General features: G+C 72.1%; 22 protein-coding genes and 1 pseudogene. 4 read left to right on the top strand and 19 right to left on the bottom strand.

The window, feature by feature from the left end; genetic code table 11:
• Positions 1-69: 69 nt before the first annotated feature.
• Complete coding sequence (locus tag O7617_RS31550) at positions 70-1,398, bottom strand: alpha/beta hydrolase (RefSeq protein WP_282260150.1); 1,329 nt, start codon at positions 1,396-1,398, stop codon at positions 70-72.
• A 94-nt stretch (positions 1,399-1,492) separates the two neighbouring features.
• Positions 1,493-2,869, bottom strand: coding sequence for a serine hydrolase domain-containing protein (locus O7617_RS31545; protein ID WP_282260149.1), 1,377 nt, complete (start codon positions 2,867-2,869; stop codon positions 1,493-1,495).
• Between the two features lie 233 nt (positions 2,870-3,102).
• On the opposite strand from O7617_RS31545, the gene O7617_RS31540 reads away from it, so the two are divergent.
• The gene (locus O7617_RS31540) at positions 3,103-4,479 is read left to right on the top strand and encodes an FAD-dependent oxidoreductase (protein ID WP_282260148.1); all 1,377 of its coding nucleotides are present in this window, start codon (positions 3,103-3,105) and stop codon (positions 4,477-4,479) included.
• 47 nt (positions 4,480-4,526) lie between these two features.
• Here the strand turns inward: O7617_RS31540 and O7617_RS31535 are convergent, their stop codons facing one another.
• The 6 genes from O7617_RS31535 to O7617_RS31510 form a co-directional block, all read right to left on the bottom strand.
• Positions 4,527-5,060 (bottom strand): heme-degrading domain-containing protein, encoded by a 534-nt coding sequence (locus tag O7617_RS31535; RefSeq protein WP_282260147.1) that lies wholly within the window; start codon positions 5,058-5,060, stop codon positions 4,527-4,529.
• On the bottom strand, positions 5,057-6,502 hold the full coding sequence (locus O7617_RS31530; RefSeq protein WP_282260145.1) for an SDR family oxidoreductase: 1,446 nt from the start codon (positions 6,500-6,502) through the stop codon (positions 5,057-5,059). Before O7617_RS31530 ends, O7617_RS31535 begins: the two co-directional genes overlap by 4 nt.
• Positions 6,503-6,654: 152 nt before the next feature.
• The gene (locus tag O7617_RS31525; protein ID WP_282260144.1) at positions 6,655-7,560 is read right to left on the bottom strand and encodes a siderophore-interacting protein; all 906 of its coding nucleotides are present in this window, start codon (positions 7,558-7,560) and stop codon (positions 6,655-6,657) included.
• 22 nt (positions 7,561-7,582) lie between these two features.
• Complete coding sequence (locus tag O7617_RS31520; RefSeq protein WP_348774205.1) at positions 7,583-9,682, bottom strand: iron ABC transporter permease; 2,100 nt, start codon at positions 9,680-9,682, stop codon at positions 7,583-7,585.
• Positions 9,683-9,687: 5 nt separating this feature from the next.
• Positions 9,688-10,671: an iron-siderophore ABC transporter substrate-binding protein gene (locus O7617_RS31515; protein ID WP_282260142.1), complete on the bottom strand. Its 984-nt coding sequence runs from the start codon at positions 10,669-10,671 to the stop codon at positions 9,688-9,690.
• A gap of 33 nt (positions 10,672-10,704) precedes the next feature.
• Positions 10,705-11,538 (bottom strand): ABC transporter ATP-binding protein, encoded by an 834-nt coding sequence (locus O7617_RS31510; protein ID WP_282260141.1) that lies wholly within the window; start codon positions 11,536-11,538, stop codon positions 10,705-10,707.
• A 113-nt stretch (positions 11,539-11,651) separates the two neighbouring features.
• Here O7617_RS31510 and O7617_RS31505 point away from each other — a divergent pair, with 113 nt between their 5' ends.
• Positions 11,652-14,834: a BTAD domain-containing putative transcriptional regulator gene (locus O7617_RS31505; protein WP_282260140.1), complete on the top strand. Its 3,183-nt coding sequence runs from the start codon at positions 11,652-11,654 to the stop codon at positions 14,832-14,834.
• Here O7617_RS31505 and O7617_RS31500 read toward each other — a convergent pair.
• Both O7617_RS31500 and O7617_RS31495 read right to left on the bottom strand, forming a co-directional pair.
• The gene (locus O7617_RS31500) at positions 14,831-15,658 is read right to left on the bottom strand and encodes an ABC transporter permease (protein ID WP_282260138.1); all 828 of its coding nucleotides are present in this window, start codon (positions 15,656-15,658) and stop codon (positions 14,831-14,833) included. The genes O7617_RS31505 and O7617_RS31500 overlap by 4 nt on opposite strands.
• Positions 15,655-16,635: an ATP-binding cassette domain-containing protein gene (locus O7617_RS31495; protein WP_282260136.1), complete on the bottom strand. Its 981-nt coding sequence runs from the start codon at positions 16,633-16,635 to the stop codon at positions 15,655-15,657. The genes O7617_RS31500 and O7617_RS31495 overlap by 4 nt, the downstream gene beginning before the upstream one ends.
• 214 nt (positions 16,636-16,849) lie before the next feature.
• Between O7617_RS31495 and O7617_RS31490 the strand changes: the two genes are divergently transcribed.
• Positions 16,850-17,461: a dihydrofolate reductase family protein gene (locus tag O7617_RS31490; RefSeq protein WP_282260134.1), complete on the top strand. Its 612-nt coding sequence runs from the start codon at positions 16,850-16,852 to the stop codon at positions 17,459-17,461.
• 61 nt (positions 17,462-17,522) lie between these two features.
• Here the strand turns inward: O7617_RS31490 and O7617_RS31485 are convergent, their stop codons facing one another.
• Entirely contained in the window at positions 17,523-17,987 is a 465-nt protein-coding gene (locus tag O7617_RS31485; protein WP_282260132.1) for a GNAT family N-acetyltransferase, read from the bottom strand.
• Between the two features lie 61 nt (positions 17,988-18,048).
• Entirely contained in the window at positions 18,049-18,825 is a 777-nt protein-coding gene (locus tag O7617_RS31480; protein ID WP_282260129.1) for a GntR family transcriptional regulator, read from the bottom strand.
• 391 nt (positions 18,826-19,216) lie between these two features.
• On the opposite strand from O7617_RS31480, the pseudogene O7617_RS33510 reads away from it, so the two are divergent.
• A pseudogene (locus tag O7617_RS33510) lies at positions 19,217-19,396 on the top strand (hypothetical protein); the annotation flags it as partial.
• Positions 19,397-19,592: 196 nt separating this feature from the next.
• On the opposite strand, the gene O7617_RS31475 reads toward O7617_RS33510, so the two are convergent.
• Genes O7617_RS31475 through O7617_RS31445 form a run of 7 tightly spaced genes read right to left on the bottom strand, consistent with a single transcriptional unit; the run spans position 19,593 to position 25,485 of the window.
• Positions 19,593-20,396, bottom strand: coding sequence for a class I SAM-dependent methyltransferase (locus O7617_RS31475; RefSeq protein ID WP_282260127.1), 804 nt, complete (start codon positions 20,394-20,396; stop codon positions 19,593-19,595).
• A gap of 6 nt (positions 20,397-20,402) precedes the next feature.
• Positions 20,403-21,200 (bottom strand): ABC transporter ATP-binding protein, encoded by a 798-nt coding sequence (locus tag O7617_RS31470; RefSeq protein WP_282260125.1) that lies wholly within the window; start codon positions 21,198-21,200, stop codon positions 20,403-20,405.
• Positions 21,200-21,943, bottom strand: a complete 744-nt coding sequence (locus O7617_RS31465) for an ABC transporter ATP-binding protein (protein ID WP_282260123.1) — start codon at positions 21,941-21,943, stop codon at positions 21,200-21,202. The genes O7617_RS31470 and O7617_RS31465 overlap by 1 nt, the downstream gene beginning before the upstream one ends.
• Positions 21,940-22,947 carry a branched-chain amino acid ABC transporter permease gene (locus O7617_RS31460; protein ID WP_282260122.1) on the bottom strand — a complete coding sequence of 336 codons (1,008 nt, stop codon included), beginning with the start codon at positions 22,945-22,947 and terminating at the stop codon, positions 21,940-21,942. Before O7617_RS31460 ends, O7617_RS31465 begins: the two co-directional genes overlap by 4 nt.
• Positions 22,944-23,837 (bottom strand): branched-chain amino acid ABC transporter permease, encoded by an 894-nt coding sequence (locus O7617_RS31455; protein WP_282264928.1) that lies wholly within the window; start codon positions 23,835-23,837, stop codon positions 22,944-22,946. Before O7617_RS31455 ends, O7617_RS31460 begins: the two co-directional genes overlap by 4 nt.
• Complete coding sequence (locus tag O7617_RS31450) at positions 23,837-25,030, bottom strand: ABC transporter substrate-binding protein (RefSeq protein ID WP_282260121.1); 1,194 nt, start codon at positions 25,028-25,030, stop codon at positions 23,837-23,839. The genes O7617_RS31455 and O7617_RS31450 overlap by 1 nt, the downstream gene beginning before the upstream one ends.
• A gap of 50 nt (positions 25,031-25,080) precedes the next feature.
• Positions 25,081-25,485, bottom strand: a complete 405-nt coding sequence (locus O7617_RS31445; RefSeq protein ID WP_088989969.1) for a roadblock/LC7 domain-containing protein — start codon at positions 25,483-25,485, stop codon at positions 25,081-25,083.

The raw sequence follows: 25,485 nt of genomic DNA, 5'->3' as shown, positions 1-25,485 counted from the left end.
GCCGGGCCGCTGCCGACCAGGTTGAGGCGGCCGGGGTCGACAGCGGCCGGGGCGCTCGTCGGTCCGGGGTCAGAAGTCGTCGACGCTGACCGACACGCGGTGCGCGCTCGACCTCCAGTTCGGCACGTTGATCACGTCGTACCCACCGCCGCGTTGACCCACGGTGATCCGGACGAGGCCGAGGTGCGCCGGTGCCGCCGGGATGAACAGGTCCATGCCGGTGATGAAGGTCTGGCTGAAGAACTCCGGCAGGGGAGCGGTCAGGTCGCTCACCCCGTCGCCGCCGTCGTCGAACGCGAAGATCGCGATCGTCCGCTTGACCCGTGGCGCGTTCGCCGCGTTCAGGACGTCAGTGCCGTTGATCCAGAGATGGTCGCCGGCGTCGCCCTGGTCGCCCCACCATTCCTTCTGGCGTTGGATCGTCAGCGCCGTGTGCCGGTCGCTGGTGTCCACCAGCGCGCCGAGCCCTTCGCCGGGCACGCTCGTCGCCAGGCGTACGAACGAATCCGAGCGCAGGAACGGCTGGAAGTAGAAGTGGTGCGTCGGTGCGCCGGAGCGCACGATCGCGAACTCGTAGCGGGCCGTGGCGAGCACCGGGACGGGACCGAACGAACCGTCGGCACCCAGTGCCAACCGGTACGTGGGCCGGTGGGACAACCGACCGCCGGTCAGGGAGCTGACCGGGTAGACCTCGACGGTCGCGTCGGTGACGCCGGCGTTGCTCGGAAAGAGCACCGCGCGACCGGAGACCCGGGCGCTGCCGAAGAGTTGGGGCGTGATCCGTGTCGTGTGCGGCGCCCGGCCCTGGAAGAACCGGAAGATCTCACCGAACGACTCCGGCGATGACACGGTCTGCGTGTGGGACTGGTCGGGGAGGTGCACGTTCGTCGCACCGACGACGGCGCGGGCCGGATCGCCCTCACCCCAGATGGCGAGGGTGGGCACACCACCGGGCAGGGAGGCGGCGGGACGCCCGTCCAGGTTGACGTAGTGGGCGACGCGGGCGGCGCGGGCCGGTGAGCTGTTCAGATAGCCCTGCATGACGAAGGTGCCGAGGGAGTGCGCGAGCAGGTCGACCCGGTCCGCGCCGGTCGTCGCCAGCAGGCGGGTGATCCGTGCGTCGAGCCCTGCGTACACCTCGGGCAGGATCGTGGCGATGTTGGGTGAGTCGTACTCGTGGGCCTCGATGACGTCGATCGGGTAGCCGTTGCTGGCGAGGCGCTTGGCCTGGGACTGGAACTGCGTCGCCGACCCGGCGCTGCCGTGCACGAAGATCACCGGGCGGTACGTCGGGGTGGTGGCGGCGTCGGCGGCCCGTGGGACGGGAGCGACGGCCAAGCCGACCGCGAGGGCACCCCCGGCCAGTACGGAGAGCAGTCTCCGGCGAGAAATGTGCATCGGTCCTCCACCCTGAGCGACGAGGTATCTGCACTGTTAGCGCAAGTATCCTGTCAGGGCGCGGCGCAGCGGTCCACACCTGCCGGTCGCCCGGTCAGTCGACCTCTCTCGCAAGCAGGTCGCCGAGGGCGGCGCGGACCGGATCGGGGTTCGACCAACTCCAGTTGGGATGTGCGCGGTTCGTGAGCAGGGCGAGGACGAGCTTCCGGGACGGGTCGACCAGGAGCGACGGGCCGGCGAAGCCGGTGTGACCGAAGGTCCGGGCGGAGGCGAGTCGACCCATGAACCAACTCTGGTTGAGCACGACCCCGAGGCCGTGGGCGGAGGTCCGGTTGGGCCGCTCCGGGTCGACGGCTGGCTTCCCGGAGTTCTGGTTGGTGAGCATCCGACGGACCGTCGTCGCGGCGAGGATCCTCCTGCCCTGGTGGGTGCCCCCGTTGAGGAGCATCTGCCCGATGACGGCCAGGTCGGTGGCGGTGGCGAAGACGCCGGCGTGCCCGGCCACGCCGCCGAGGTGGTTGGCGACGTCGTCGTGGACGGTGCCCCGGAGCAGACCCCGCGACGAGCGGGCGTCGGTGGCGACCAGGCGACCGGCCTTCGCGCTGCCCGACAACCAGGTGTTCGGGTTGAAGCCGGTGTCGCGCAGGCCGAGCGGGCCGGTGAGGTTGCTCTTCAGCGCCTGGTCGAGTCGTTGGCCGGTGACCTTCTCCACGATCCTGCCGGCGACCATCAGCCCGACGCTGGAATAGCGGAACGTGGTGCCGGGGACGGCGCCGGAGACCAGCCCGGTGGTGAGCACCGCGTTCCAGCGGGCCGTATTGTCGGCGAGACCGGAGACCTTCGCGCCGACCGGGAGACCGCTGGTGTGGGTCAGCAGCATCTCGACGGTGATCCGCTCGGTGCCCGCGCCGGTGAAACCGGGCAGGTAGTCGCGCACCCAAGCGCCCAGCTCGACCCGACCCTTGTCGACCTGCTGCAACAGCAGGATGGCCGTGTACACCTTCGTGACCGAGGCGAGGTCGAAGATGGAGTCCGGGCGCATCTCGACGCGCTGGCCCGCCGCCAGTAGTTTGGGCCCGGCGCCGTAGCGCAACGCCTCCCCGACCGCGGTGTGCACAGCCGTCTTCCCGTCGACCAGGACGACGGCGACCGCGCCGGGAAAGCCCTTGTGCTGCACGGTCTGCGGCGTGGCGGGCAGGTGCCGCCGCAGCAGCGCTGTCACGTCCTGCGCGTAGCGGGCCTGGCCCGCGGCTGCGGCACCACCACTCGCGGACGCGCTCGGCGTGCCCGACGGTGTGGTCTTCCCGGCCGAGCCGAAACCCACCCGGTTGCCGGCGGCGTCGGTCCCGGTCACCGCGTCACCGGGCCCGGCCGCACCCGCGTCGGGCGTGCCGTCGCCGCCGCAGGCGGTGAGGCCGGCGGCTGCGGCGGCCAGGCCGGCAGCAAGGAGGGTACGACGTGCGACGGGCATGCCGGAGATCGTGACAGTCGGCATCGTCGCACGCCAATCGGCCCGCCCGAACGTCTGTCGTCTTCATCCCGTCGTCCGACACGTGGTCATCTGGCGGACACAGACGGTTGCCCTTCAGGTGGTTGTGCGACGATCGGCGGGCGTCACGCCGGACGACCGTCCACCGGTCCGCCCGCCCATCCGAATGCCGGCGGCACGGAGGGCACCACACCTCGTATCCCTTGGAGAGCACGATGTCCCTCTCCCCATCCCGGGTCTTCGCGGAGCTGAACGCGGTACGACCCCCTGACCGGAACTCCCCGACGATGGGTCGGGCCGTCGTGGTCGGCGGCAGCGTCGCCGGCCTGCTGGCCGCCCGGGTGCTGTCCGAGCACGCCGACAGCGTCGTCATCATCGACCGGGACGACCCGCAGGTGGCCGGCGCGCGTCCCGGCGTACCCCAGGGGACGCAGCTGCACGCGCTGCTGCCCGGCGGCTTCCTCCAGCTGGAGCGCCTGTTCCCCGGATTCCGCGACGCGGCGCTGGCGCGCGGAGCGGTCGAGGCGCCGCCCGAGGCGCGGCGCAACTACCTCGACGGCCGCCCGAAGGTCGTCGTCCCCGACGACGCCGACAGCCTGGCCGGCAGCCGTCCGCTCCTGGAGGAGCTGATCCGTCAACAGGTGCTCCGGCTGCCCAACGTCAAGACGGTCACCGCACGCGCCACCGGTCTCGTGTTCGACGGCGATGCGGTCACCGGGGTCCGTTGCGAGGTCGCCGGGGTGACCGGCGTGGAGACCGGTGACCTCGTGGTGGACGCCATGGGTCGGTCGAGCAGACTCTCGGACTGGCTGGAGCAGGCCGGCTGGGAGCGGCCGGTGACCCGGCGGATGACGGTGCACCTGAACTACGCGACGGCCCTGTTCCGCCGCCCGGAGGTCACCCCGGCCACGACCGTCGTCCTGGCGCTGCACACCCCGAAGATGGGGTTGGACGTGGCCGGGGCCGCGTTCTTCGCCATCGAGGACGGCCGGTGGATGGCCATGATGGCCGGTTACGGCGACGACCGTCCGGGGCGCACCCCGGAGGACTTCGTCCGTCGCCTGCGGGAGCAGTTCCCGCCGGAGTTCGGCGAGGTGGCCGACCAGGAGATGCTGGGCGACGTCCAGACCTACCACCACGCCGACAGCCGACGCCGGGACTTCCACGCGCTGAAGCGGTTCCCGGCCGGTCTGGTCAGCGTCGGCGACGCCGTCGCGTCGTTCAACCCGGTGTACGGGCAGGGGATGACGTCCGCGGCCCTGCACGCGGCCTGCCTGTCGACGTACCTGCGGTCCGACCCGGACCTCCGGGCGCCCGCACGGCACTTCCTCGCGTTGCAGCAGGTCGTCGTCGACGCCGCCTGGTCGATCTCGACCTCCGCCGACCTGGCGTTGCCGCACGTCGACGGGCCCTACCCGCGCGGCTACCGGATCTCCAGTTGGGCGAGCCGGCAGATCATCGAGGCGACAGTCACCGACGTGGCGACCGCCCGCCGGTTCAACGAGGTCGTCTCCATGCGCGAGCACCCGCGCTCGCTGGCCCGGCCGGCTGTGCTCCTCGGCGCGCTCCGCGCCAACCGGCGGGCGCGCTGAGGGTCGACCCGGCGGCCTCGTGGCGAGGCCGCCGGGTCCGCCCGATCTCAGCGGGGCAGTTTGCGCAGGACGTCGACGACGAAGCGGTGGTCGTCGAGCTGCGGCAGCCCGGACACACCGACCCAGCCCACCACGCCGGTGCCCCGCACGCGCAGCGGCACCGCGCCCCCGGCCGCCGCGTACCGCTCGGCGGGCAGGCCGTACCGCTCGGCCAGCGTCACCTGCTTGTCCTGGCACAACCGGGCCATGTACAGCGACGAGTGCTCGAAGCGCATCACCACGCGTCCCTTGCGGCGCAGCCACGCGTCGTTGTCCGCCGTCGAGCCCGGCAGGCCACAGTGGAAGAGCTGGCGTCCCGTCCGCCACACCCCGATCGACACCGGCAGCCGCTGCTCACTCGCTGCCGTGACGGCGAGCATCCCCAGCTCGTACGCGTCGGTCTCGGACAGGCCCGCGAGTTCCAGCTCGCCCTCCTCGCGCAGCAGCTCGTCCAGCGTCGGCCACGCCTCACGGTCGTCTGACATGTTCTTCTCCTCGTCGTTGCGGGCGATCACCCGGTGTTGCTCTGTCGCGGCGGTCACCAGGCGCAGGGCGCGTAGTCCTTCAGGAAACAGCCGTACAGGTCCTCGCCCTGCTCGCCGCGGACGATCGGGTCGTACACCCGGGCGGCGCCGTCGACCAGGTCCAGCGGGGCGTGGAAGCCCTCGTCGGCCAGGCGCATCTTGGTCGGGTGCGGCCGTTCGTCGGTGATCCAGCCGGTGTCGACGCTGGTCATCAGGATGCCGTCGGTCAGCATCTCCTGGGCGCTGGTGCGGGTCAGCATGTTCAACGCGGCCTTGGCCATGTTGGTGTGCGGGTGCCCCGGCCCCTTGTAGCCACGGCCGAACTGCCCCTCCATCGCCGACACGTTCACCACGTACTTGCGGCGGGCCGACGCGGCGGCCATCGCCGGGCGCAGCCTGCTGACCAGCACGAACGGCGCGGTCACGTTGCACAGTTGCACCTCGAGCAGCTCGACCGGGTCGACCTCCTGCACCCGCTGGACCCAACTGTTGACCGAGTCGAGGTCCGGCACCAGGCCCCCGGCGTCGATGGCGGTGGACGCCGCGATCCGCTCCGGCGAGGCGGAGCCGCTGGTGAGCGCCAGCGCGGTGAGCGCGTGCGGGGTGAGCCCGGCGGTGAGGGCACCCGCCGGGGCGCCCTGTCCACCCGGCTTGGCGAACGTGATCAACTCCGGTAGCGGACCGTCCGGCAGGGGCGCGGCCTCCGCGGCGACGAGCTGCGCGTACGCCCCGGGGGAGCGGCGGACGGTCTGCGCCGCGTTGTTGATCAGGATGTCCAGGGGGCCCTGACTGCTCACCGAGTCGGCCAGGGCGATCACCTGGGCCGGGTCACGCAGGTCGATCCCGACGACGCGCAGGCGGTGCAGCCAGTCGGCGCTGTCCGGCATCGCGGCGAACCGGCGTACCGCGTCGTGCGGGAACCGCGTGGTCACCGTCGTGTGCGCGCCGTCGCGCAGCAGCCGCAACGCGATGTACATGCCGATCTTGGCCCGGCCGCCGGTGAGCAGCGCCCGCCGACCGGTCAGGTCGGTACGGGCGTCGCGGCGCTCCCGGTTGAGCGTCGCGCAGGACGGGCAGAGCTGGTGGTAGAAGGCGTCCACCTGGCGGTACCGCTGCTTGCAGACGTAGCAGCCGCGCGGGTTGTGCAGGAAACCCGCCGTCTCGCCCGCGACCGACGACGCCAGCGGGATGCCCTGGGTCTCGTCGTCGATCCGCCCCGGTGCACCGGTGGCGGTGGCCTCGGTCACGGCCCGGTCCGCGGCGAGGACGGCGTCTCGCCGCTCCTCCCGTCGCCGCTGCTTGACCACCTTGTAGAGCCGGGCAGTGGCCCGCTGCACCCGCACCACGTCCGGGTGGTCCGAGGGCAGCGCCTCCAACGCCTCGAAGACGCTGAGGCAGGTCTCCAGCCGCTCGCGGTCAATGCCTTTCTGACTGTTTTCGGCAACGTTGTCCACCGTCATGCGTCGTCGTCTCGTCCCGTATCCCGTGCCGGTTCACCCCGGCTCGCCCCAAGTCCGACCCGAAACTGTACGCACCGCGCGGCGTCCGACGCACCTCGCGGCCGCCCGGCCGGCGATGCGGCCGTCCCGGGCGGCGACGCGGCTCACGGCGGTCAGGCCGGGTCGGCGTGCCCGAGACGCCAGTAACCCATGAAGGCGACCGCCCGTCGGTCCATCCCTCGCTCGGCGACCAGGTGCCGCCGCAGGGTGCGGATCACACCGGCCTCCCCGGCGAGCCAGGCGTACAGCGGTGCGGCGGCCACCTCCTCGGGGACCTCCCACAGGATCTCGGTGTCCAGGTCGACGTCCGGGACGGGCTGAGCGCGGTCCGACGCGTCGGCGGCCAGCAGCTCCTCCGCCGCGGCGGCGACCGCGGGCACCAGCCGGCTGCCATGTCCGTCGAGCCCGCGGGGCAGCCAACGGACCTCGACACCCGGGGGAGTGACCAACGGCAACACGTCGTGGTCGGCGGGCACCTCCAGCAGGACGACGCCCCGGGCATCGAGGGGGAGCCGCTCGCAGATACCCGCGATCGCCGGCACGGCGGTCTCGTCCCCGGCCAGCAGCAGGCAGCTCCCGGTCGACGGCCGGAACTCGATCCCGCCGTGGTCGCCGTCGTAGCCCGCGTCCGGACCGACGAGGGCGACCTCGTCGCCCGCGCTCACCCGCCGCGCCCAACGCGTCGCCGGGCCGCCGTCGCCGTGCAGCACCAGGTCGACGTCGACCTCGGCCAGGTGGGGCCGGACCGCCCGCACGGTGTAGGTGCGAATCGGGTTGCGCTGGTGCTCCGGCAGGGCCCGCCAGGCCGCGTACCAGTCCGCGCCACCGGTGAGGTTCACCCCGGGTCGGCCGGGCACCGGCAGCACCAGCTTGATCCGCTGGTCGTACCCGTTGTCGGCGAAGCGGTCGAGGTCGACGCCGGTGAAGGTGACCCGGACGAAGGAGGGGCTGAGTCGGCGTACCGCCGCCACGGTGACGGTGAACACGCGCCACGGGGCGATGGGCAGGGTCTCGGTCATGGTGCCTCTCTCGGCTCGGCAGCTAGCGGGGGTTGTTCGTCACGGCGCGCGAGCGCCACAGCAGCCAGACGAAGTACGGGGTGCCGATCATCGCGGTGACCAGGCCGGCGGGGACCTGGGCCGGAGCGATGATCGTCCGGCCGAGGGTGTCGGCGATGCTGACCAGCGCCGCGCCGAGCAGCGCGGCCACCGGGAGCACCCGGGAGTGCCGCCCGCCGACCAGCGCCCGCGCGGCGAGCGGGGCGACCAGGCCGACGAAGCCGATGACCCCGACGGCCGAGACCGCTGTGGAGGTGAGCAGCGCCGCCGCGCCGAGCGCGAGCAGCCGGGTGCGTTCCAGCGGGACGCCCAGCACCCGGGGGGTGTCGTCGTCCAACGCCATCAGGTCGAGTTCCCGACGAGCGGCGACCACGGCCGGGGTGAGCACCAGCAGGGCGATCAGCACCGGCAGCACCTGGGTCGGCATCCGGCCGTAGGTGGAGCCGGAGAGCCAGGTCAACGCCTTCCCGGTGTTCCACGGGTCGAAGGCGACGACCAGGAAGGTGATGACCGCCATGCCGCCCTGCCAGGCGCCGAAGCCGATCAGCACCAGCCGGTCGGAGCTCAGCCCGCCGCGCCACGCCAGGCCGTAGACCAGGGCGAACGCCGCCATCGCGCCGAGCCCGGCGACGCCGGAGACGGCCCACACCCCGGCCAGGGGCACGAAGGTGAGCAGGGAGACCGCTCCGAGCCCGGCCCCGGCGGTGATGCCGAGGATGCCCGGCTCGGCCAGCGGGTTGCGGCAGACGGCCTGCACTGTGGTGCCGGCGACCGCGAGCGCCGCGCCGGCCAGGACCGCCGCGGCGACGCGCGGCCAGCGCTGGTCCAGCACGAAGGTGTACGCGGGCCCGGTGCTGCCGTTGATCCAGTTGAGCACGTCGCCGAGCAGCACCCACGTGTCGCCGATGAGCATGCCGACCGTGACGGCGGCGACGGTCACCACGGCGGCGACGGTGACGACCCCGCGGTGGAAGGCGGTGGACCGGACGGCCGCGTGCCCGCCGGGAGGGCGGCGGGTGGGGCCCGCGTCGCGGTGGCGGCGGGCCAGCCAGATGAGGATCGCCGCGCCGAACAGGGTGGTGACCACGCCGGTGGGAATGTCCACACCGGCCTGCCCGCCCATCGCGGCGCGGAGCAGCACGTCGGAGCCGAGCACGATGATGACCCCGGCGATGCCGGACAACGGCAGCAGGACGCGGTGCCGGTGCACCCCCGGCACCACCGGGCCGAGCAGTCGGACGATCACCGGGGCGCACAGGCCGACGAAGCCGACCGGGCCGGTGAGGGTGACGGCCGCCGCGGACAGCAGCACGGCCAGCACCAGAACGACGAGCCGGGTACGCCGCACGTCCAGGCCGAGCACGGTGGCGGTGTCGTCGCCGAGGGCGAGGATGTCGAGGCGGTGCCCGAGCAGCACCAGCACCACGACGGCGCCGACGATCACCGGGGCCAGCTGGGTCAGTGCGGTCAGGTCGCTCTGCACCAGCGAGCCGTTGCCCCAGGCGAACAGACCGATGGTGGCCTGCTCGAAGAGGAGCAGCAACAGCGTGGTCACCGACCCGAGCGCCAGCGCGGTCGCCGATCCGGCGAGGATCAGCCGGGTGGTGCCGGCCTGCCCACCGGAGGACATCGCCATCACCAGTCCGGCGGCGGCCAACCCTCCGCCGAAGGCGAGGCCACCGGCGGGCAGCGCGGGCAGCGAGACGCCGAACGCGGCGACGGCGACGATCGCCAGGTGGGCGCCGGCGTTGACCGCGAGGGTGTCGGGGGAGGCGAGCGGGTTGCGGGCGATCGACTGCAACGCCGCGCCGGCGAACCCGAGCGCCACGCCGATGGCCAGCCCGGCGAGCAGCCGAGGCAGCCGGGAGGCGATCAGAACCCGGGCCGCCTCGTCGTCGCTGCCGGCGGCGAGCCGGAGCAGGTCGAGAGCCCCGACGTTGGAGGTGCCCTGGGTGAGGTGCACCGCGCCGACCAGGAGCAGCAGCAGGAGCGCCGCGACGAAGACCCCGGCGACGCGGGGCACGGCCAGGCGTCCGTCCGGAGCCGGCCGGGTGGCCGGCTCCGGACGTGGGGGTGCGTTCAGCACGCTCACACCGCGTACGTCTTGACGAGTTCGTCGATGTACTGCTTGCCGGAGAGCGGACCGCCGAAGGTCCAGATGCCGTTGGGCATCTTGTGCAGGTTGCCCTTCTGCACGAACGGCAGCGACTTCCAGATGGCGTTGCTCGCGAGCCCGTCGGCGAACACGTCGTCGCCGTCGGAGGCGTTGTAGAAGAGGTGCACGTTCGGGTCCTTGAGCACGGTCATGCCCTCGACGTCGGTCTGGCCGAGGCCCCACACCTCGTCGGTCTTGCCGGTCCAGGCGTTGGTGAGGCCGAGCTGGATGCCGATCTGGGAGACGAGCGCGCCAGTGCCGAACATCCGGATGCTGACGGTGCTGCCTTCCTTCCAACCGTCGGCGATGGCGAACGGCCGGCCGGCTGCCCCGGCGTCGGCGATCTTCTTCTTGCCGTCGGCGATGGCGGTGTCGAAGTCGGCGAGCAGCTTCTCCGCCTCGGTGGTCTTGCCGACGGCCTTCGCGATCATGTTGAGGTCCGCGCGCATCCGGCCGAGGTTGTCGGTGGCGTCACTGCCCTTGGCGACCACGACGGGGACGAACTTCTCCAGCTGACTGACGATGGCGCCGCCCCGGTCGTCCTCCATCACGACGAGGTCGGGCTGGAGAGCCACGATCGAGTCGACGCTGGGTTCGCCGCGAGCGCCGACGTCCTTGACGCTCGGGTCGAGCTTCGCGGAGGTGACCCAGGTGCCGTAGCCCTTGGGGTCGGCCACGCCGACGGGCATGACGCCGAGGCTGACCAGCATCTCGACCTCGCCCCACTCGAGACCGACGACCTTGGTCGCCGGGGCCTTGAGGGTGATCTCCTTGCCGCGGCTGTCGGTGAGGGTGACCGGCCCGCCGGTCGCCGAGGCGGAGGTCTCGGAAGTGGCGGCCTTCTCGGTGGTGCCGCAGGCGCCGAGCGTCAGCGCGGCCACGACGGCGATGAGGGCGGTGAAACGGGTACGGGTCATGACGGTCTTTCTCTGCTGGGGATGAGGGGTGTTTCAGACCAGGGCGCGGACCGCGTGCCGCCCGACGGGGCGGGTGGTGACCAGTCCGCTGATCGGATCGGTGGTCACCTCGATGCGGATGCCGTAGGTCTCGGTGAGGGCGTCCTCGGTGAACACGGTGGCCGGGGTGCCGGTGGCGCGGATGCGGCCCTGGTGCAGCAGGACCACCTCGTCCGCCACGGCGGCGGCCTGGTTGAGGTCGTGCAGGACGACGCCGACGGCGACACCGTGGTCGTCGGCGAGGTCACGGACCAGGTCCAGGATCTCCACCTGGTAGCGCAGGTCGAGGAAGGTGGTGGGCTCGTCGAGCAGCAGCACCGGAGTGTCCTGGGCCAGACAGGTGGCCAGCCACACCCGCTGCAACTCGCCGCCGGAGAGTTCGTCGACGGGTCGGTCGGCCATCGCGGCGACGCCGGTGACGTCCATGGCGCGGGCGATGGCGGCGAGACCGTCCGGATCCTCGGTGCGCCAGCGCCCCCGGTACGGGTGCCGGCCGTAGCCCACGACGTCGTGGACGGTGACACCACTGGGCACCGGACGGCTCTGGGCGAGCAGGGTGACCCGACGGGCGAACTCCCGGGACGGCAGGCTCGCGGCGGCGACGCCGTCGCCGAGGTGGACCAGGCCGGAGTCGATCGGGTGCAGGCGGGCCAGGGCCCGCAGCAGGGTCGACTTGCCACTGCCGTTGGGGCCGACGAGGGCCGTCACGGCACCCGCGCGAAGGTCGATCATGGCGCCGTGCACTACCGGCACACCGTGGTAGCCCAGACGGAGGTCGACGCCTGACAGGCTGCGCCCCCCGTTGGCCGACGCCAACTCGTTCTTCATGAGGTTAGGCTAACCTAACGAAATGCTGGTGTGTCAAGTCGGCCAACGGGCCAGGTCAACGCGGATGGACCGGCGGTCGCCGCCGGCTCGCGTACGTGGGGGATGCTGGGTCCGTGCAGATCACCACCCTCGGTCCGTTCGCTGTCGACGGCCAGCCCGTTCGCGGTGACCGTCTCGCGGCGGTGGTGCGCGCGCTCGTCGACGCCCGGGGACGGGCGGTCTCCACGAGCCTGCTCGTGGACGCCGTCTGGGACGGCTCCCCACCCGACGACGCGACCGGTGCCGTGCAGGCACTCGTGTCCCGGGTACGCCGCCTCGGGCTGCCCGTGGTCGCGGTGCCGGGCGGATACCGGCTGCCCGCCGAGGAGATCACCGTCGACTCGGTCGAGGCACGGGCGCTCGTCGACCGGGCGCGAACCGTCTTCGACGGCGGCGATCCGCCGGCCGCCCGGCGCCTCGCCGACCAGGCGCGCGCCCTCTTCCCCGAGGTGCCCGAGCTGGTCGGTGCCGAGGACACCCGCCTGTTCGCCGACGTCGCCGCGCTGCGCGCGCAGGCGGCACTCGCCGGTGTCGGCCCGTTCGACGAGGCCGACCTGAGCCGGCTCGTCGCCCGTACGCCGCCGGACGAGCCCTCGGCCGCCCTGCTCGTCCGGGTCCTCGCCGCGCAGGGACGCGAGGCGGAGGCGCTGGAGGTGGTCGAGCGCCTCCGGGTGGAGCTGGCCGACCGGTACGGCACCGACCCGTCGCCGGTGATCACACAGGTTCACCTGGCGCTGTTGCGTGGCGAACTGACCACCCCGGTCGTCGCGGAGACCCCCCGGCAACCGACGCGGATCGCCCTGCCCACCGCCTGGCGTCGGCCGATGACCGCCCTCGTCGGCCGGGAACGAGACGTCGAGGCCGTGGTGGCGGCACTCGCCGACGCGGCGGTGGTGACGATCGTGGCGTCCGGCGGCGCGGGCAAGACCCGCCTCGCCGCCGAAGTGGCGCGGCGCACGGCGGCGGCCGGGCAGTCGGTACGCGTCATCGAACTCGCCGGTCTGCGTCCTCCCGACGAGGTACTGCCCACTGTGCTCGCAGCCCTCGGGGGCGCGGACACCTCGTCCACCGGTGGCAATCTCGGCCTCGAACGGCGCGTGCTCAGCCCCGAGGAACGCCTTCGCGCGGTGGCACCCGACCTCGACGGGCTGGTGGTGCTGGACAACTGCGAGCACGTCCTCGACGCGGTGGCCACCGTCGTGGCGAACCTGGTCGCGGTGGCGTCCCCGGAGGTCGCGGTGCTCGCCACCAGCCGGGCCCCGCTGGGTCTGGCCGGCGAACTGGTGCACCGGCTGACGGCGCTGCCCGACGCGGACGCGCTCGCCGTCCTCGAATCGCGGGCCCGGGCCGGTGGCGCGGTGCCCACCTGGGACACCGCGCGGGCGCTGGCCCTCTGCCACCGGCTCGACAACCTGCCCCTGGCCCTCGAGTTGGCCGCGGCGCGACTGCGGCACATGCCGATCGACGACGTGCTCGCCGGGCTGACCGACCGGTTCGCGCTGCTCGACGACGCCCTGCGCGGCCTGCCGGAGCGGCACGCCAGCCTGTGGGCGCTCGTCGACTGGAGCCGGGAACTGCTCGCCGAGGACGACCGCGACCTGCTGCAACGGGTCGCGGTCATTCCCGCGCCCTTCACCGCCGACCTCGCCGCCGCCGTGGCGCAGACCCCGGACGTCCGTCGCGGCCTGGCGACACTCGTCGAGCAGTCCCTGCTGACCCTGGTCGAGGGGGACGGCCCGCCGCGCTACCGAATGCTCGAAACGGTCCGTGAGTACGGCGAAGCCCGTCTCGACGCGGTCGGTGCCCGCGAGGCGGCCATGGCCGGGCTGGTCGGCTGGGCCCGGGAGCGGGCCGTCGCGCTCGCCGGCCGCTTCGTCGGCCCCGGCCAGGTCGAGGCGCTGCACCGCTGCGCCGCCGAGCAGGACAACCTGCTCGCGGCCCTGCGCTGGGCGCTCGCCCAGGACGACGAGCCGGCCACCGTCGACGTCGCGACGGCGCTGTTCCACCTCTGGACGGTGCGCGGTCTGCACCTGGAGGTCCTCGGATGGGCGCGCGGGATGCTGGGTGTCGCCGACCCGGTCCGACGACGCCGCTCGGCGATCCTGCACGGCCGTGGTGTCGGGCGACCACTACCCGACGCTGACCGGCTCGCCTGGCTGTGCCTGTTGACCGGGGTGAACTCCGGCATCAGCGGTGAACTCCGGCTCGCGGTGCTCGCCCGGCGGGCACTGCGGACGCTGCTCGCCGAGCGACCCGACGAGGTGTCGTCCCGGTTGACGGCGCTCGCGTCGGCGCTGCCCGAGTTCGACGCCTCCGACGTGGATCGCAGCATGAAGGCCGCTGACGAGCTGGTCGCGCACCCCGACCCGCACGTGCAGGCACTCGGCCTGTTCGCCCGCGCCGCGGCCCGGGAGAACGGCGGCATGCCCGACGCGTCGGTCACCGACGCCGAGCAGGCGTACCACTGTTTCGAGGCGGCCGGTGACCACTGGGGCATGGCGATGGCGGCGGGTGCCGTCGGGCAGTTCCTCGATCCCAGCGGGGACACCGGGTCGGCCGAGTGGCTGGCGCGCAGCGTCCGCCACATGGAGATGATCGGTGCCACCCAGGACGCCCGGTCGATTCGGGTACGGCTGGACGTGCAGCTCGCCCTGACCGGTGACGGGGAGGCCGAACGACGACTGGCGGAGACGGCCGCCCCGGGTGACGGCGAGGCGGTGGACGCCGCGGTCGCCTGCCTCGGGTTGGCCCACCTGGCCTGGCAGCGGCAGCAGTACGACGAGACCCGCAGGTACGGCGCGCGGGTGACCCGGATCCTGCGCGGCTGGACTAACCCGCAGCCGCAAGCGCAGGCCATGCTGCGCGTCGCCGTGGCCGTCCTCGACCTGCGGGTGGCGCAGGCGCGGCCGGTGCCGGGGGAGAACCCGGACGCGCACGCGGTCACCCTGCTGGCCCTCGCCCGGGACGACGCGCTGGCCTCGAAGGACCTGCCGATCATCGGCGCCTGGGCCCAGGGGGGCGCCGAACTCGCCGCGTACCGCGGTGACGACGAGACCGCGCGGGAATTGTTCACACTCGGGACGCGGGTCGGCACCCACGTCGGGATGTTCTTCCCACCCGGGACCGCCGAACGACTCGACGCCGCCCTCGCTGACGAGGAGCGGCGCGAGTCGTTGCTGGTCGCGTGGCGCGGGCGGCCGGTCGCCGCAGCCGCCGCCCGGATCCGGGAGCTGATGGGCGACCTGCTCGCGGGTTAGATCTTCTTCCGGTACGCGCGCAGCGCCAACGGCATGAACAGCACCACGAAACCGGCGCACCAGGCGAGTGTCCACCACACGTGCGAGCCGAGCGGGGTGCCGAGGAACAGGCCGCGGACCGACGCCACCAGGTGGGTCATCGGGTTGACGTCCACGAACGCCTGCATCCAGCCGGGCAGGGTGTCGGCGCCGACGAACACGTTGGACGCGAAGCTCAGCGGCATGATCAGCGCGAACATGACGCCCTGCACCGCACCCGCGGTCCGCACCTTCATCGACACGAGCACCGGCAGCCAGCTCAGGCAGAGCGCGAACAGCACCGCGAGCAGACACCCGGCGACGGCCCGGAACAGGTCGGTCTCGATCCGGAAACCCATCACGTAGCCGATCGCGAGGGTCGACACCGTGACGATCACGTACCGGACGACGTCGCCGAGGACCGCGCCGACGAGTGGTGCGGAGCGGGGGATCGGCAGGGACCGGAACCTGTCGAAGATGCCCTTGGAGATGTCGGTGTTGAGATTGACGCCGATCGCGATGGCACCCGTGGCGATGGTCTGCGCCAGGATGCCGGGCAGCAGGAACTGCAGGTAGTCGCCTGTCGATCCGGCGACCGCGCCGCCGAAGACGTACACGAAGATGACGAGGAACAGCACCGGCTGCAACGTGACGTCGATGAGCGCCTCGGGCGTACGCCAGGTCTTGATGAGGCTGCGTTTGGCGAGTGCCAACGAGTGCCGGACCAGCCGGAACGGTCGCGGGTTCGCGGTGGTGGTCGACAGCCCGCGGTTCGTCGTCGGTGAGACGTCGGTCAGAGTGCTCATGCCGCGACCTCCGTGGGGCGGGTGGTGTCGTCGTCGGACGCCGTGCGCCCGGTGAGGGTGAAGAACACCTCGTCGAGGCTCGGCAGGTGCAGGGACAGTTCGGTGACCGCGATGCCGGCCGTGGCGAAGCGCGCGACGCTCTCGGTCAGGGCCGTGTCGTCGGTGACCGGCACCGCGAGGACGCCCTTGCGGATCTCGTCGGCCTGCGCGCCGGAGCCGACCTGGGTCAGGATCTCCGCGGTCCGGGGCAGGTGCGCCGGGTCGGACGGTCGGACCTCGAGGGTCTGCCCACCGACCACCCGCTTGAGCCCGTCGGGTGTGTCGTGCGCGATCACCCGGCCGTGGTCGATCACCGTGATCGCGTCGGCGAGCGCGTCGGCCTCCTCCAGGTACTGCGTGGTGAGCAGCACCGTCGAGCCGTTGGCGACCAGCGAACGGACCACGTCCCACATGTCCTCGCGCTTGGCCGGGTCGAGCCCGGTCGTCGGCTCGTCCAGGAAGATCACGTCGGGGGAGCCGACGAGGCTGGCGGCCAGGTCCAGCCGACGCCGCATGCCGCCGGAGTAGGTCTTGGCCGGCCGGTTCGCGGCGTCGGTCAGGTCGAACCAGTCGAGCAACTCCGCGGCCCGCCGCCGGGCACCGGAACGCCCCAGCTCCAGCAGGGTGCCGAACAGCTCCAGGTTCTGCCGTCCGGTCAGGTCCTCGTCGACCGAGGCGTACTGGCCGGTCAGGCCGATGGTCTGCCGAACGCGCTCGGCGTCCCGTACCACGTCGAAACCGCTGATCCGCGCGGTTCCGCCGTCCGGGGTCAGCAAGGTGGAGAGGATGCGTACGGCGGTGGTCTTGCCGGCGCCGTTGGGGCCGAGCACCCCGAGCACCGTTCCCCGGGGAACCGCGAGGTCGACGCCTTGCAGCGCCCTCGTCTTCCCGAAGGTCTTGACGAGGCCCTCGGCCTCGATCACCAGGTCAGCTGTCATGCGTACAGCATGCTCGGGCCCGCTGACACGGCCCCGACACGCGACCGACACCGGCTGACACGGTGGCCGGCTCGCCGCTTCCGGTCCCGACGGCCGATCCCCGGCTTGATCCGCTCGCGTTCCCCGACGTGGGGGTGTCCGAGCCGCCCGGATACCCCCACTTCACCGAACTCGAGGGCATCATGACGGCGAGACCAACGATGAGGAGGACGCGATGGGCCGCGTCGTGGTGAGCATGAGCGTGTCGCTGGACGGCTTCGCCGCCGGACCCGACGTCTCCGAAGAACAGCCGATGGGCGTGGGCGGCGAGCGGTTGCACGAGTGGCTGTTCCGCGCCGACGACGACCGCGCCGTGGCGGCCGACGGGGTCACCCCGACGGGCGTCGACGCCGCCCAGGCGCGAGAGATCCACGCGACGACGGGCGCCGTGGTGCTCGGCAAGCGGACGTTCGACGTCGGCGTGGACCTGTGGGAGGACACCCCCTTCCCAGTGCCCTGCTTCGTGGTGACCCATGAGGTGCGCGAGCCGTTGACGATGAAGAGCGACGTCTTCACGTTCGTCGACGACGGCCTGCACAGCGCGCTGCGCCAGGCTCGTCAGGCAGCGGGCGACCGCAACGTCCTGATCATGGGCGGGCCCACTACCGTGCGACAGTTCGTCAAGGCCGGGCTGGTGGACGAGATCCGCGTTCAACTCGTCCCGGTGTTTCTCGGCATCGGCACCCGCCCGTTCGACCACCTCGGCACCGACCACATCGAACTCCAACGAACCGCCGTGATCGAATCACCACACGTCACCCACCTGCGCTTCCACGTCTCGAAGTGACCTCCCGGTATCCACCTGGCCCGCGGGGAAGAACGGGGCGAGCGGGCCACCGTCGTGTGAATCAGGTGACGGCCAGGCGAAAGACCTGCCGGGAACCCCCTTCCGGGCCGGACCCGACGGTCTCGGCAGGAACGAAACCAAGGCGTTCGTAGAAGACACGCGCACCGCTGGCGCGAGCGCCCGGGTGATCGGCGCCAAAGCTGACCACCTGCACGGTCCCGGGGCCCCGCACGAACCTGCGCATGGCTTCTGCCATCAGCGCACGACCGACGCCCTTCCCCCGCGAGCCCTCGGACACGACAAGCCAGTGAACGTGATAGGTCGGGGCCTTCGCCGCGAACAACAGCCCGCCCAGCAGGTCGGGCTCCGCGGAAGTGGCAACGATTGCTGTGGACCGACGAGTGTGTTTGCGTACAGCATCATGAAAGCCGACATCCTCGACGATCGGGCCGAACCAGCACTCGACCTGGGCCGCCAAGCCGAGGAAGCCGTTGAAGTCTTGCTCCTCCGCGAGTCTGACGATCACCTGAGCAGTCTGACAGGGACGAGGCTGAAGCTGTCCGACTCCGTGCCCGGCTCACCGGTGGCTAATCGAGGTGGATCAGGTAGTCCAGCTCAACTCGGTCAGCCCGCATCACGATGTGCGCCACCTCGGCCACCCAGTCGTGGACGTAAGTCTGTCTGGTGATGACGACGACGGAAACTCCACCAGGGATGCGGAGCGCCTCGGTCTCTTCCTGGGTCGGCATCCTCCAGGTGGGACGTTCACGAATGCTGGTGACGGTGTGCCCGAGGCTGTGGAGCTGTGCCGTATTGCCGCCGGGCCACGGCTCGTTCTCCGGGACGGCTATCGGAGTGCCAGCTACCAGTTCCAGCGGCATGCGTGAGACGGACATCTGCTGCGGAACTCCGTGGGTGCGGAACAGGAAGTGACGTTCGAGCAGCATGGTCCCCGGCTCCACGCCGAAGAGGTCCGCTATCGCCGCAGTGGCAGGTACCTCTCGGAATTCCTTGTCCAAGCTGTAGGCCGACCAGTCCACCTGCTGATCAACCGTGAACGACGTGCCCAGCTCGCCGCTTCGGACCTGCTCCAACTCCTTGCGGTATCGGTCGGAGGCCACTCGGCGCACGGGAACGATCGGACGCGCGTAGGTCCCTCGTCCTACCTCTGTCAGCACCAGGCCCTCGGACCGCAGCAACGCCAGAGCTTCCCGAACGGTTCCACGGGCAACCGAGAACTCAGCCATCAACGTTGACTCGCTGGGCAGCAGCGCGCCGGGTGGGGTTGTGCCCGCCTCGATGCGACGGCGTAGCTCGTCGGCTACCTGTCGATATCGACGGGGCTGCTGGCGCGGGGTAGGCACGCTCGTCACCGTACTCCCGATCGTCTGGCGACCTTGTTGCGTGCCGCGACACGGCCGCAACCTGTATAGACAGGCTGCATGGACAGGGTCTACCGTCGCAGTGAGACCGCCACGGCGAGTGATCTAGGGGTAGGTGCCCGTACCGGTCTCCCCGCGACCAGGAGGTCCCGTGCGATGCCACTGTGCGGCTGTGCTCGATTGCCGTTACCTGCAGGACGGCCGGCATGATGCTTGAGGAGCCTCGACCAGAGCCCCCGTTCCCAGTGATCATGGCTGGGTTCGTTGTCGATCTTCACAATCGCGCCACATGCCCGCGCTGCCGGCCTGACAGTTGTCCGAGGCTCAGGGCCGCCGAACTGACACTGAAGCTGTGGCGTGCCCGGAAGCCGGCATGAAGACGGGCGACTTGCTGCGGCTGGACCGAACTGCCAGCGTCCAGTTCAGAGAGCCCATCACCGTGCGGGTCATCAGAGTTCTCGACTGGGTCACCTACGACGGGTGGGCCTAGTTCGACTGCTATCAGCTCGGTCCGCGCGGCGACGCCATCGCGCGGCGGTCACTGTTCATCCAGCCGAGGTGGTTCGGTACGTGCCGCCGGCCAGAACCTCCCCGACGTGCCCGCGCACAGACCGGCCGGGCTCCTCGGAAGGAGCCCGGCCGGTGCGGTCGACGCCTCCGTAGGGCTGTCCGGCCCAGCGGGGGGCGTGCTGCGGCGGGAAGCTACGGACGGTGTGACCGCGCTCTCCGCGCGGTGGTCCACCTGCCGGTCAGACCGGCAGACGGCCCCGCGTGGAGACGAAGTGGTACGACATGACGGCGAACCCGGGATCACGGACCAACCGCCGGAACGCGTTCAGTTGCGTCGGCGACAACCCGGCGGCGAGCAGGTCCGGCTCCAACTGCCGGGAGTTCGTCTCGTAGAGCGACGTGCCGGTCGAGCCGCCTGCCCAGCTCTGCGAGTGGGTGATCGTGTCCAGCTCGGTGAGGCCGGCGAGGGCCATCTCGGTGTGCACGTCCTGCGCCCAGCCCAGGTCGGCGCCGTGGTCCTCCAGGACGCCCATCATGGCGTCCATCACCTGCGCGAAGAGCTTCGCGGCGTCGTCGGACGGCGCGGTCAGCACGCGCAGCGGCTGGGTGCAGTCGAACTCCTCGACCACCAGCCACCCGCCGGGAGCCAGGGCGTCGGTGAGCGTACGCAGGACCCGCCGTCGCTCGGGGAGGTGCAGCAGCACCAGCCGGGCGTGGATCAGGTCGAACGCGTCCCCGGGTGGCGGATCGGTCCGGACGTCGTGTCGGCGTACGTGCAGGTTGCCCTCGGCCACCAGATGGGTGGGATCGATGTCGGTGGCGAGCACGGAACCGTCGTCGCCGATCGCGCGGGCGATCCGCCGGGCCATCGAGCCGCCGCCCGCGCCGACCTCCCAGCAGGTCGTGCCCGGCCGTAGCACCGGTCGGGCCAGACGGCGTGTCGTGATCGGGTCCAGGAAGGACTCCAGCGCGTGCATCTGGGGAACGGCGTCCGGTTGGCCGTTGTCGAACGTGTACGTGCCGTCGCTCGTTGCGGTTGCCATCGGTGTCTACCTCTCCGAGGGGTCGGGTGACGTGGGGGTGTCGGCCCAGAGCCGAGGGGCCGATCGGTTCGGTGGCGGCGGCATCGGGGCGGCGGCGACGCTCACCATCGCCGCAAGCGGGGCCGGGTCGACGCGGGCCTCGGCGGTCGGTCGGTCGTAGACCACCCGGCCGTACTCCAGCACCGCGATCCGGTCCGCGATCTCGATCGCATGGTGCAGCTGCTGTTCCACCAGCAGCACGGTCAAGCCGTCGGCGGCGAGCCCGTTGACGAGTTCACGGACCCGCGCCGCCAGCTCGGGCGACAGGCCCTCACACGGTTCGTCGAGCAGGAGGACCCGTGGTTGGCCGAGAAGCGCCCGGGCGATCGCGAGCATCTGTTGCTCACCGCCGGACAGTTCGCAGCCGCGGTGTCGCAGCCGCGCCGCCAACCTCGGCAGCAGGTCGAGGGTCCGGGCCACCGTCCAACCCTCGCCGCCGGAGCGGGGAGCCCGCCACGGCGCGGCCGCCAGGTGCAGGTGCTCGGCCACTGTCAGTCGGGAGAAGACCCGTCGGCCCTGCGGGACGAGACCGACGCCGGACTGGGCGATGCGGTGCGGTTGCCGGCCGGCGACGTGCACCCCGCCGACCTCGATGCGACCACTGGAGGCGCGCACCAGGCCGGCGATCGTGTGGACCAGTGTGCTCTTGCCCGCCCCGTTGCGACCCACCACGGCCTGGATGCTGCCGGGGCGCACCCGCAGGCTGACCTCGTGCAGCACGGTCCCTCCGGCGTAGCCGGCGCACAGGCGATCCACTGACAACATCAGGCCACCCCGTCGGCGTAGGCCTGCCGCACCAGCGGCGAGGTACGGATCTCGTCCGGCGTGCCCGCGGCCAGGGTCCGACCGTCGCGCAGCACGGTGACCGTGTCGGAGAGGGCGTACACCAGGTCCAGTCGATGCTCGACCAGGAGCACGGCGACCGCTCTGGGCAGCGCCCGCAGCACCTCGGTCAGGCGGCCGACCTCGATGGCGGACAGCCCGGCCGCCGGTTCGTCGAGGAGCAGCAGGCGGGGGCGACCGGCAAGGGCCATCGCGATCTCCAACTGGCGTCGTTGTCCGTGTGCGAGGTGCCCGGCGGGCACCGCCGCGACGTCGGCGAGGCCCATCTGGTCCAGCAGCGTGCCCGCCCGGTGCTGCGCGACGCGGCGACGTCCGCCCGGCCACCGGCTGCGCCGTGGGACGACCCGTGGCAGCGCCGCGACCACGACGTTCTCCGTGGCGGTGAGCGTCGGGAAGACAGCGGGACGTTGGTGGATGCGGTTGATGCCCCGCCGGGCGCGAGCCGCCGGCCCGAGTCGACCGACGTCGCGTCCGTCGAAGCTCACCGTGCCGCGCTGCGGTCTCGTGGACCCGCCGATCACGTTGAGCAGGGTCGTCTTGCCGGCCCCGTTCGGGCCGATCAACGCGTGCCGCTGGCCGTCGTGGACACACAGGTCGACGCCGTCGAGCGCGGCGAGCGAGCCGTACCGCACGGTGACACCCCGCGCGTCGAGTAGGCCGGTCATCGGTGCAGCTCCGGGACGGCGGCCTGCTGGGCGGCGGGCCGGTGTGCCGGGGCCCCCGGCGGGCGCAGCCGGAGCCGGGCCCGGTGGGCGCCGGTGGGCAGCAGGTAGACGGTCGCCACGAACAGCAGGCCCAGCACCAGCGGCGCGTGGCCGGGCAGCAGCCCGAACAGCCAGTCCCGGGCCGCGATGACCAGCGCCGCGCCGACCAGGGCCCCGCCCACCGAGGCGGTGCCACCGATGACGACACCGAGCAGCAGCAGCGCGGACGTGTCGAACCCGAAGTCGGCGGGGGAGATGTACTGCTGTGCGACGACCAGGAGGGAGCCGGCGGCACCGGCGATCGCCCCGGCGGCGACGTGCGCGCCGGACAGGTGTAGCGGCACCCGGTGCCCGCTGGCCCGCAGCCGCGCCTCGTCGTCACGGCCCGCCCGCAGCAACAGCCCGGCCCGGGTACGCAGCAGCACCAGCACCACGCCGACCAGCGTGGCCGTGACGACCAGGGCGTACAGGTAGCGGGCCCGGTCGTCGGCGAGCACCGGGAGCCCCCAGAACGGGCGGACCGCGGCGATGCCCGCCAACCCGTCCGTGCCACCGGTCACCGACCGCCACCGACCGAGGACGACGACGGCGAGTTCACCGATCGCCAGGGTGATCATCAGGACGACCACCCCCCGGGCGTGCACGACGAGCGGAACGGTGAGCGCGGCCAGCACCGCCCCGGCGCCCGCCGCGACGGCGAGCTGCACGACGCCGACGTCGGAGACGTGGCTGCCGACCACGGCGCACGCGTAGGCGCCGGCCGCGTACGGCGCGGTCTGGCCGAGGGTCGGCAGGCCCGCGACACCGGTGAGCAGGGCGACGCTCACCCCCACCAGGGCCAGCGCCAGCGTCCGGGCCAGGATCGCCGTGGTGTAGTCGTCGACCACCCAGGGCGCCACGACCAGACCGGCCAGGACGAGTGCCGCGATGGCGCCTCGGGCCCGCCGGATGACCTCGTGCCTCACGTCGTCCTCCACCTGCCGGCCAGGCCACGCGCGCGCACGGCCAGCACCGCGGCCATGGCGGCGAACAGCAGGAACGGCGCGGCGGACGGCAGCAGCGCCACCCCCAGGGTCTGGATCTCGCCGATCGCGAGCGCGGCCAGCAGGGTGCCCCCCATCGACCCGAGACCACCGAGGACGACGACGACCAATGACAACAGCAGCACGGTGTCGGCGGTGTCCGTGCCGGGGCCGATGATGGGCGCGCCCAGGACCCCGGCCGCGCCGGCCAGCGCGCCCGCGGCGGCGAGCACACCGGCGCGGATCCGCGCCGGGCTCACCCCCAGGCAGGCGACCATCTCCGCGTCGTCGACGGCCGCGCGGACCAGCATCCCGGCCCTGGTCCGTCGCACCATCAGGTAGAGCGCGACGGCGATCACCGCCGCGACGACGATGAAGACCAGCCGGTACGCGGCATAGCGGTGACCGGCGACCACCACCGAGCCCTCCAGGGCGGCGGGCACCTGGACCTGTGGGTCGTCGGGACCGAAACCGGCGACGAGCAGGCTGCCGCCGGCCAACGCCACGCCGAACGTCAGCAGCGCCTGACCCAGGTGGTTACCGGTGGCGACCGGTGTGAGCAGGCCGGCGAGGAGCACCCCCGCCGCGGCGGCGGCCAGCACGCCGACCCCCAGCGCCAACGCCAGACTCGCCCAACCGCCGTCGAGCAGCGCCGCGGCGGTGTAACCGCCGATCGCGTAGAGCATGCCGTGCGCCAGGTTGAGGATGTTGGCGACGCCGAAGCAGAAGACCAGGCCGGACGCGGCGACGAACACGAGCAGCCCGTAGGCGACTCCGTCCAGCGCCGGGATCAGGTACGGGTCGATCCGGTTCGTGCCGGCCGCCACCGCCATCACCGGCCGACGGTCGCGAGGTCACCCACGACGGTGTTGGACAGCGCCCGCCCGTCCTGACGGACCTGCCGCAGGTACCACTTCTGCACCGGCGAGTGGGTGCTGGTGGAGAACTGCCAGGTGCCGCGCGGGCTGGCGATCTGGCCGAGTTCGCCGATGGCCGTGTTGATCGCCTCCGGGGTCGGGTCGTCCCCGGCGGCGCCGATCGCCCGGTCCAGCACCGCAGCCGCGTCGTACGAGGCGAGGGCGTAGGTCGTCGGCGAACCGTCGTGCTTGGCCTTCCACGCCGCCACGAAGGCGCGGTTCTCGGCGTTGTCGAGGTCGGGCGAGTAGTTGAGCACCGAGTAGATGCCCCGGGCCGCGTCGCCCTGCGCGTTGAGCACACCGCCCTCGGTGAGGAATCCGGCGGCGTACAGCGGGATGTCCTTGATCTCGGACTGCGCGTACTGCTTGACGAAGTCGACGGCGGCGCTGCCGGCGTAGAACGTGAAGACGGCCGACGCCCCGGACGCCTTGATGCGGGCGAAGTACGGGGTGAAGTTGGTGGTGGCCGGGAACGGGGTGAAGGTCGTCTTACCGTCGGCGTTGGCGAGCTTGCCGCCGATCTTCCCGAACGCGTCGGTGAACCCGCGCAGTTCGTCCCAACCGCCCTGGTAGTCCGGGCCGATCGCGTACACCGAGCCCTTGACGTTGTCCCGGACGTGCTGGGCGATCGCCGCCCCGGGCTCGTCGGACAGGTACGAGGTGTGCCAGACGCGGGAGACGTCCTTGAGTTCCGGTCGCCCGTTGGAGCCGACGAGAGGCACCTTGGTCTCCTCGAGCAGTGGGACGACTCCGGCGACCGAACCGCCGCCGACGATGCCGGTGAGCACGGACACCCGGTCCTGCTTGAGGAGCTTGGTGGCCGCCGGGACGGCGGTCTGGGCGCCGTTGCCCTCGTCCGCGACGACCAGGTCGACCTGTCGGCCGCCGAGCTTGCCGTCGTGGGTTTCGAGGTAGAGCTGGAAACCGTCGCGGATCTCCGTACCGACGGCCTGGTACGTCCCGGACAGGGACGCGAGCAGGCCGATCTTTATCGAGCCGCCGGCACTCGTGCCCGGTGCGTCGTCACCGCAGGCCGCGCCGGCGGTCAGGACGACCGCGAGCAGTGCGGCGGTGAGGGCACGGCTGCGCCGAGGGTTGGTGAGAGGCATGTCTTTCTCCAGAGGAAGGGAGGGGTCTCCGGCGTGGGGGCGCCGGATTGTCAGCGGCTGCGGGCGAGCGCCGCCCGGGCCGCGGGGGTGAGGGCGTCGCCGATGCGGTTGGCCAGCTCGGTCATCTCGTAGGAGACCTTGCCGACGTCGCACTCGGGTGCGGCGAGCACCAGCAGGGAGGCACCGTCGTTGAACGCCATCGAGAACATGAATCCGCCCTCGAGCTGCGTGACGTTGGAGATCACCGCGCCCGCGTCGAAGAAGGCCGCCGCCCCGCGCAGCAGGCTGACGAGCCCGCTGCCCGTCGCGGCCAACTGGTCGGCCCGGTCCGGCGGCAGGTCGCGGGTGGCGGCCACCATCAGGCCGTCACTGGAGATGGCGATCGCGTGGCTGACCTCGCTGGCCCGCGCGGCGAAGTTGTCCAGCAGCCAGCCGAGATCCTGTTGGTCGCTCAC

Origin of the sequence: Micromonospora sp. WMMD1155, from assembly GCF_029581275.1 — a bacterium.
Classification (GTDB): Bacteria; Actinomycetota; Actinomycetes; order Mycobacteriales; family Micromonosporaceae; genus Micromonospora.
This window is presented reverse-complemented; position numbering and strand designations above follow the sequence as displayed.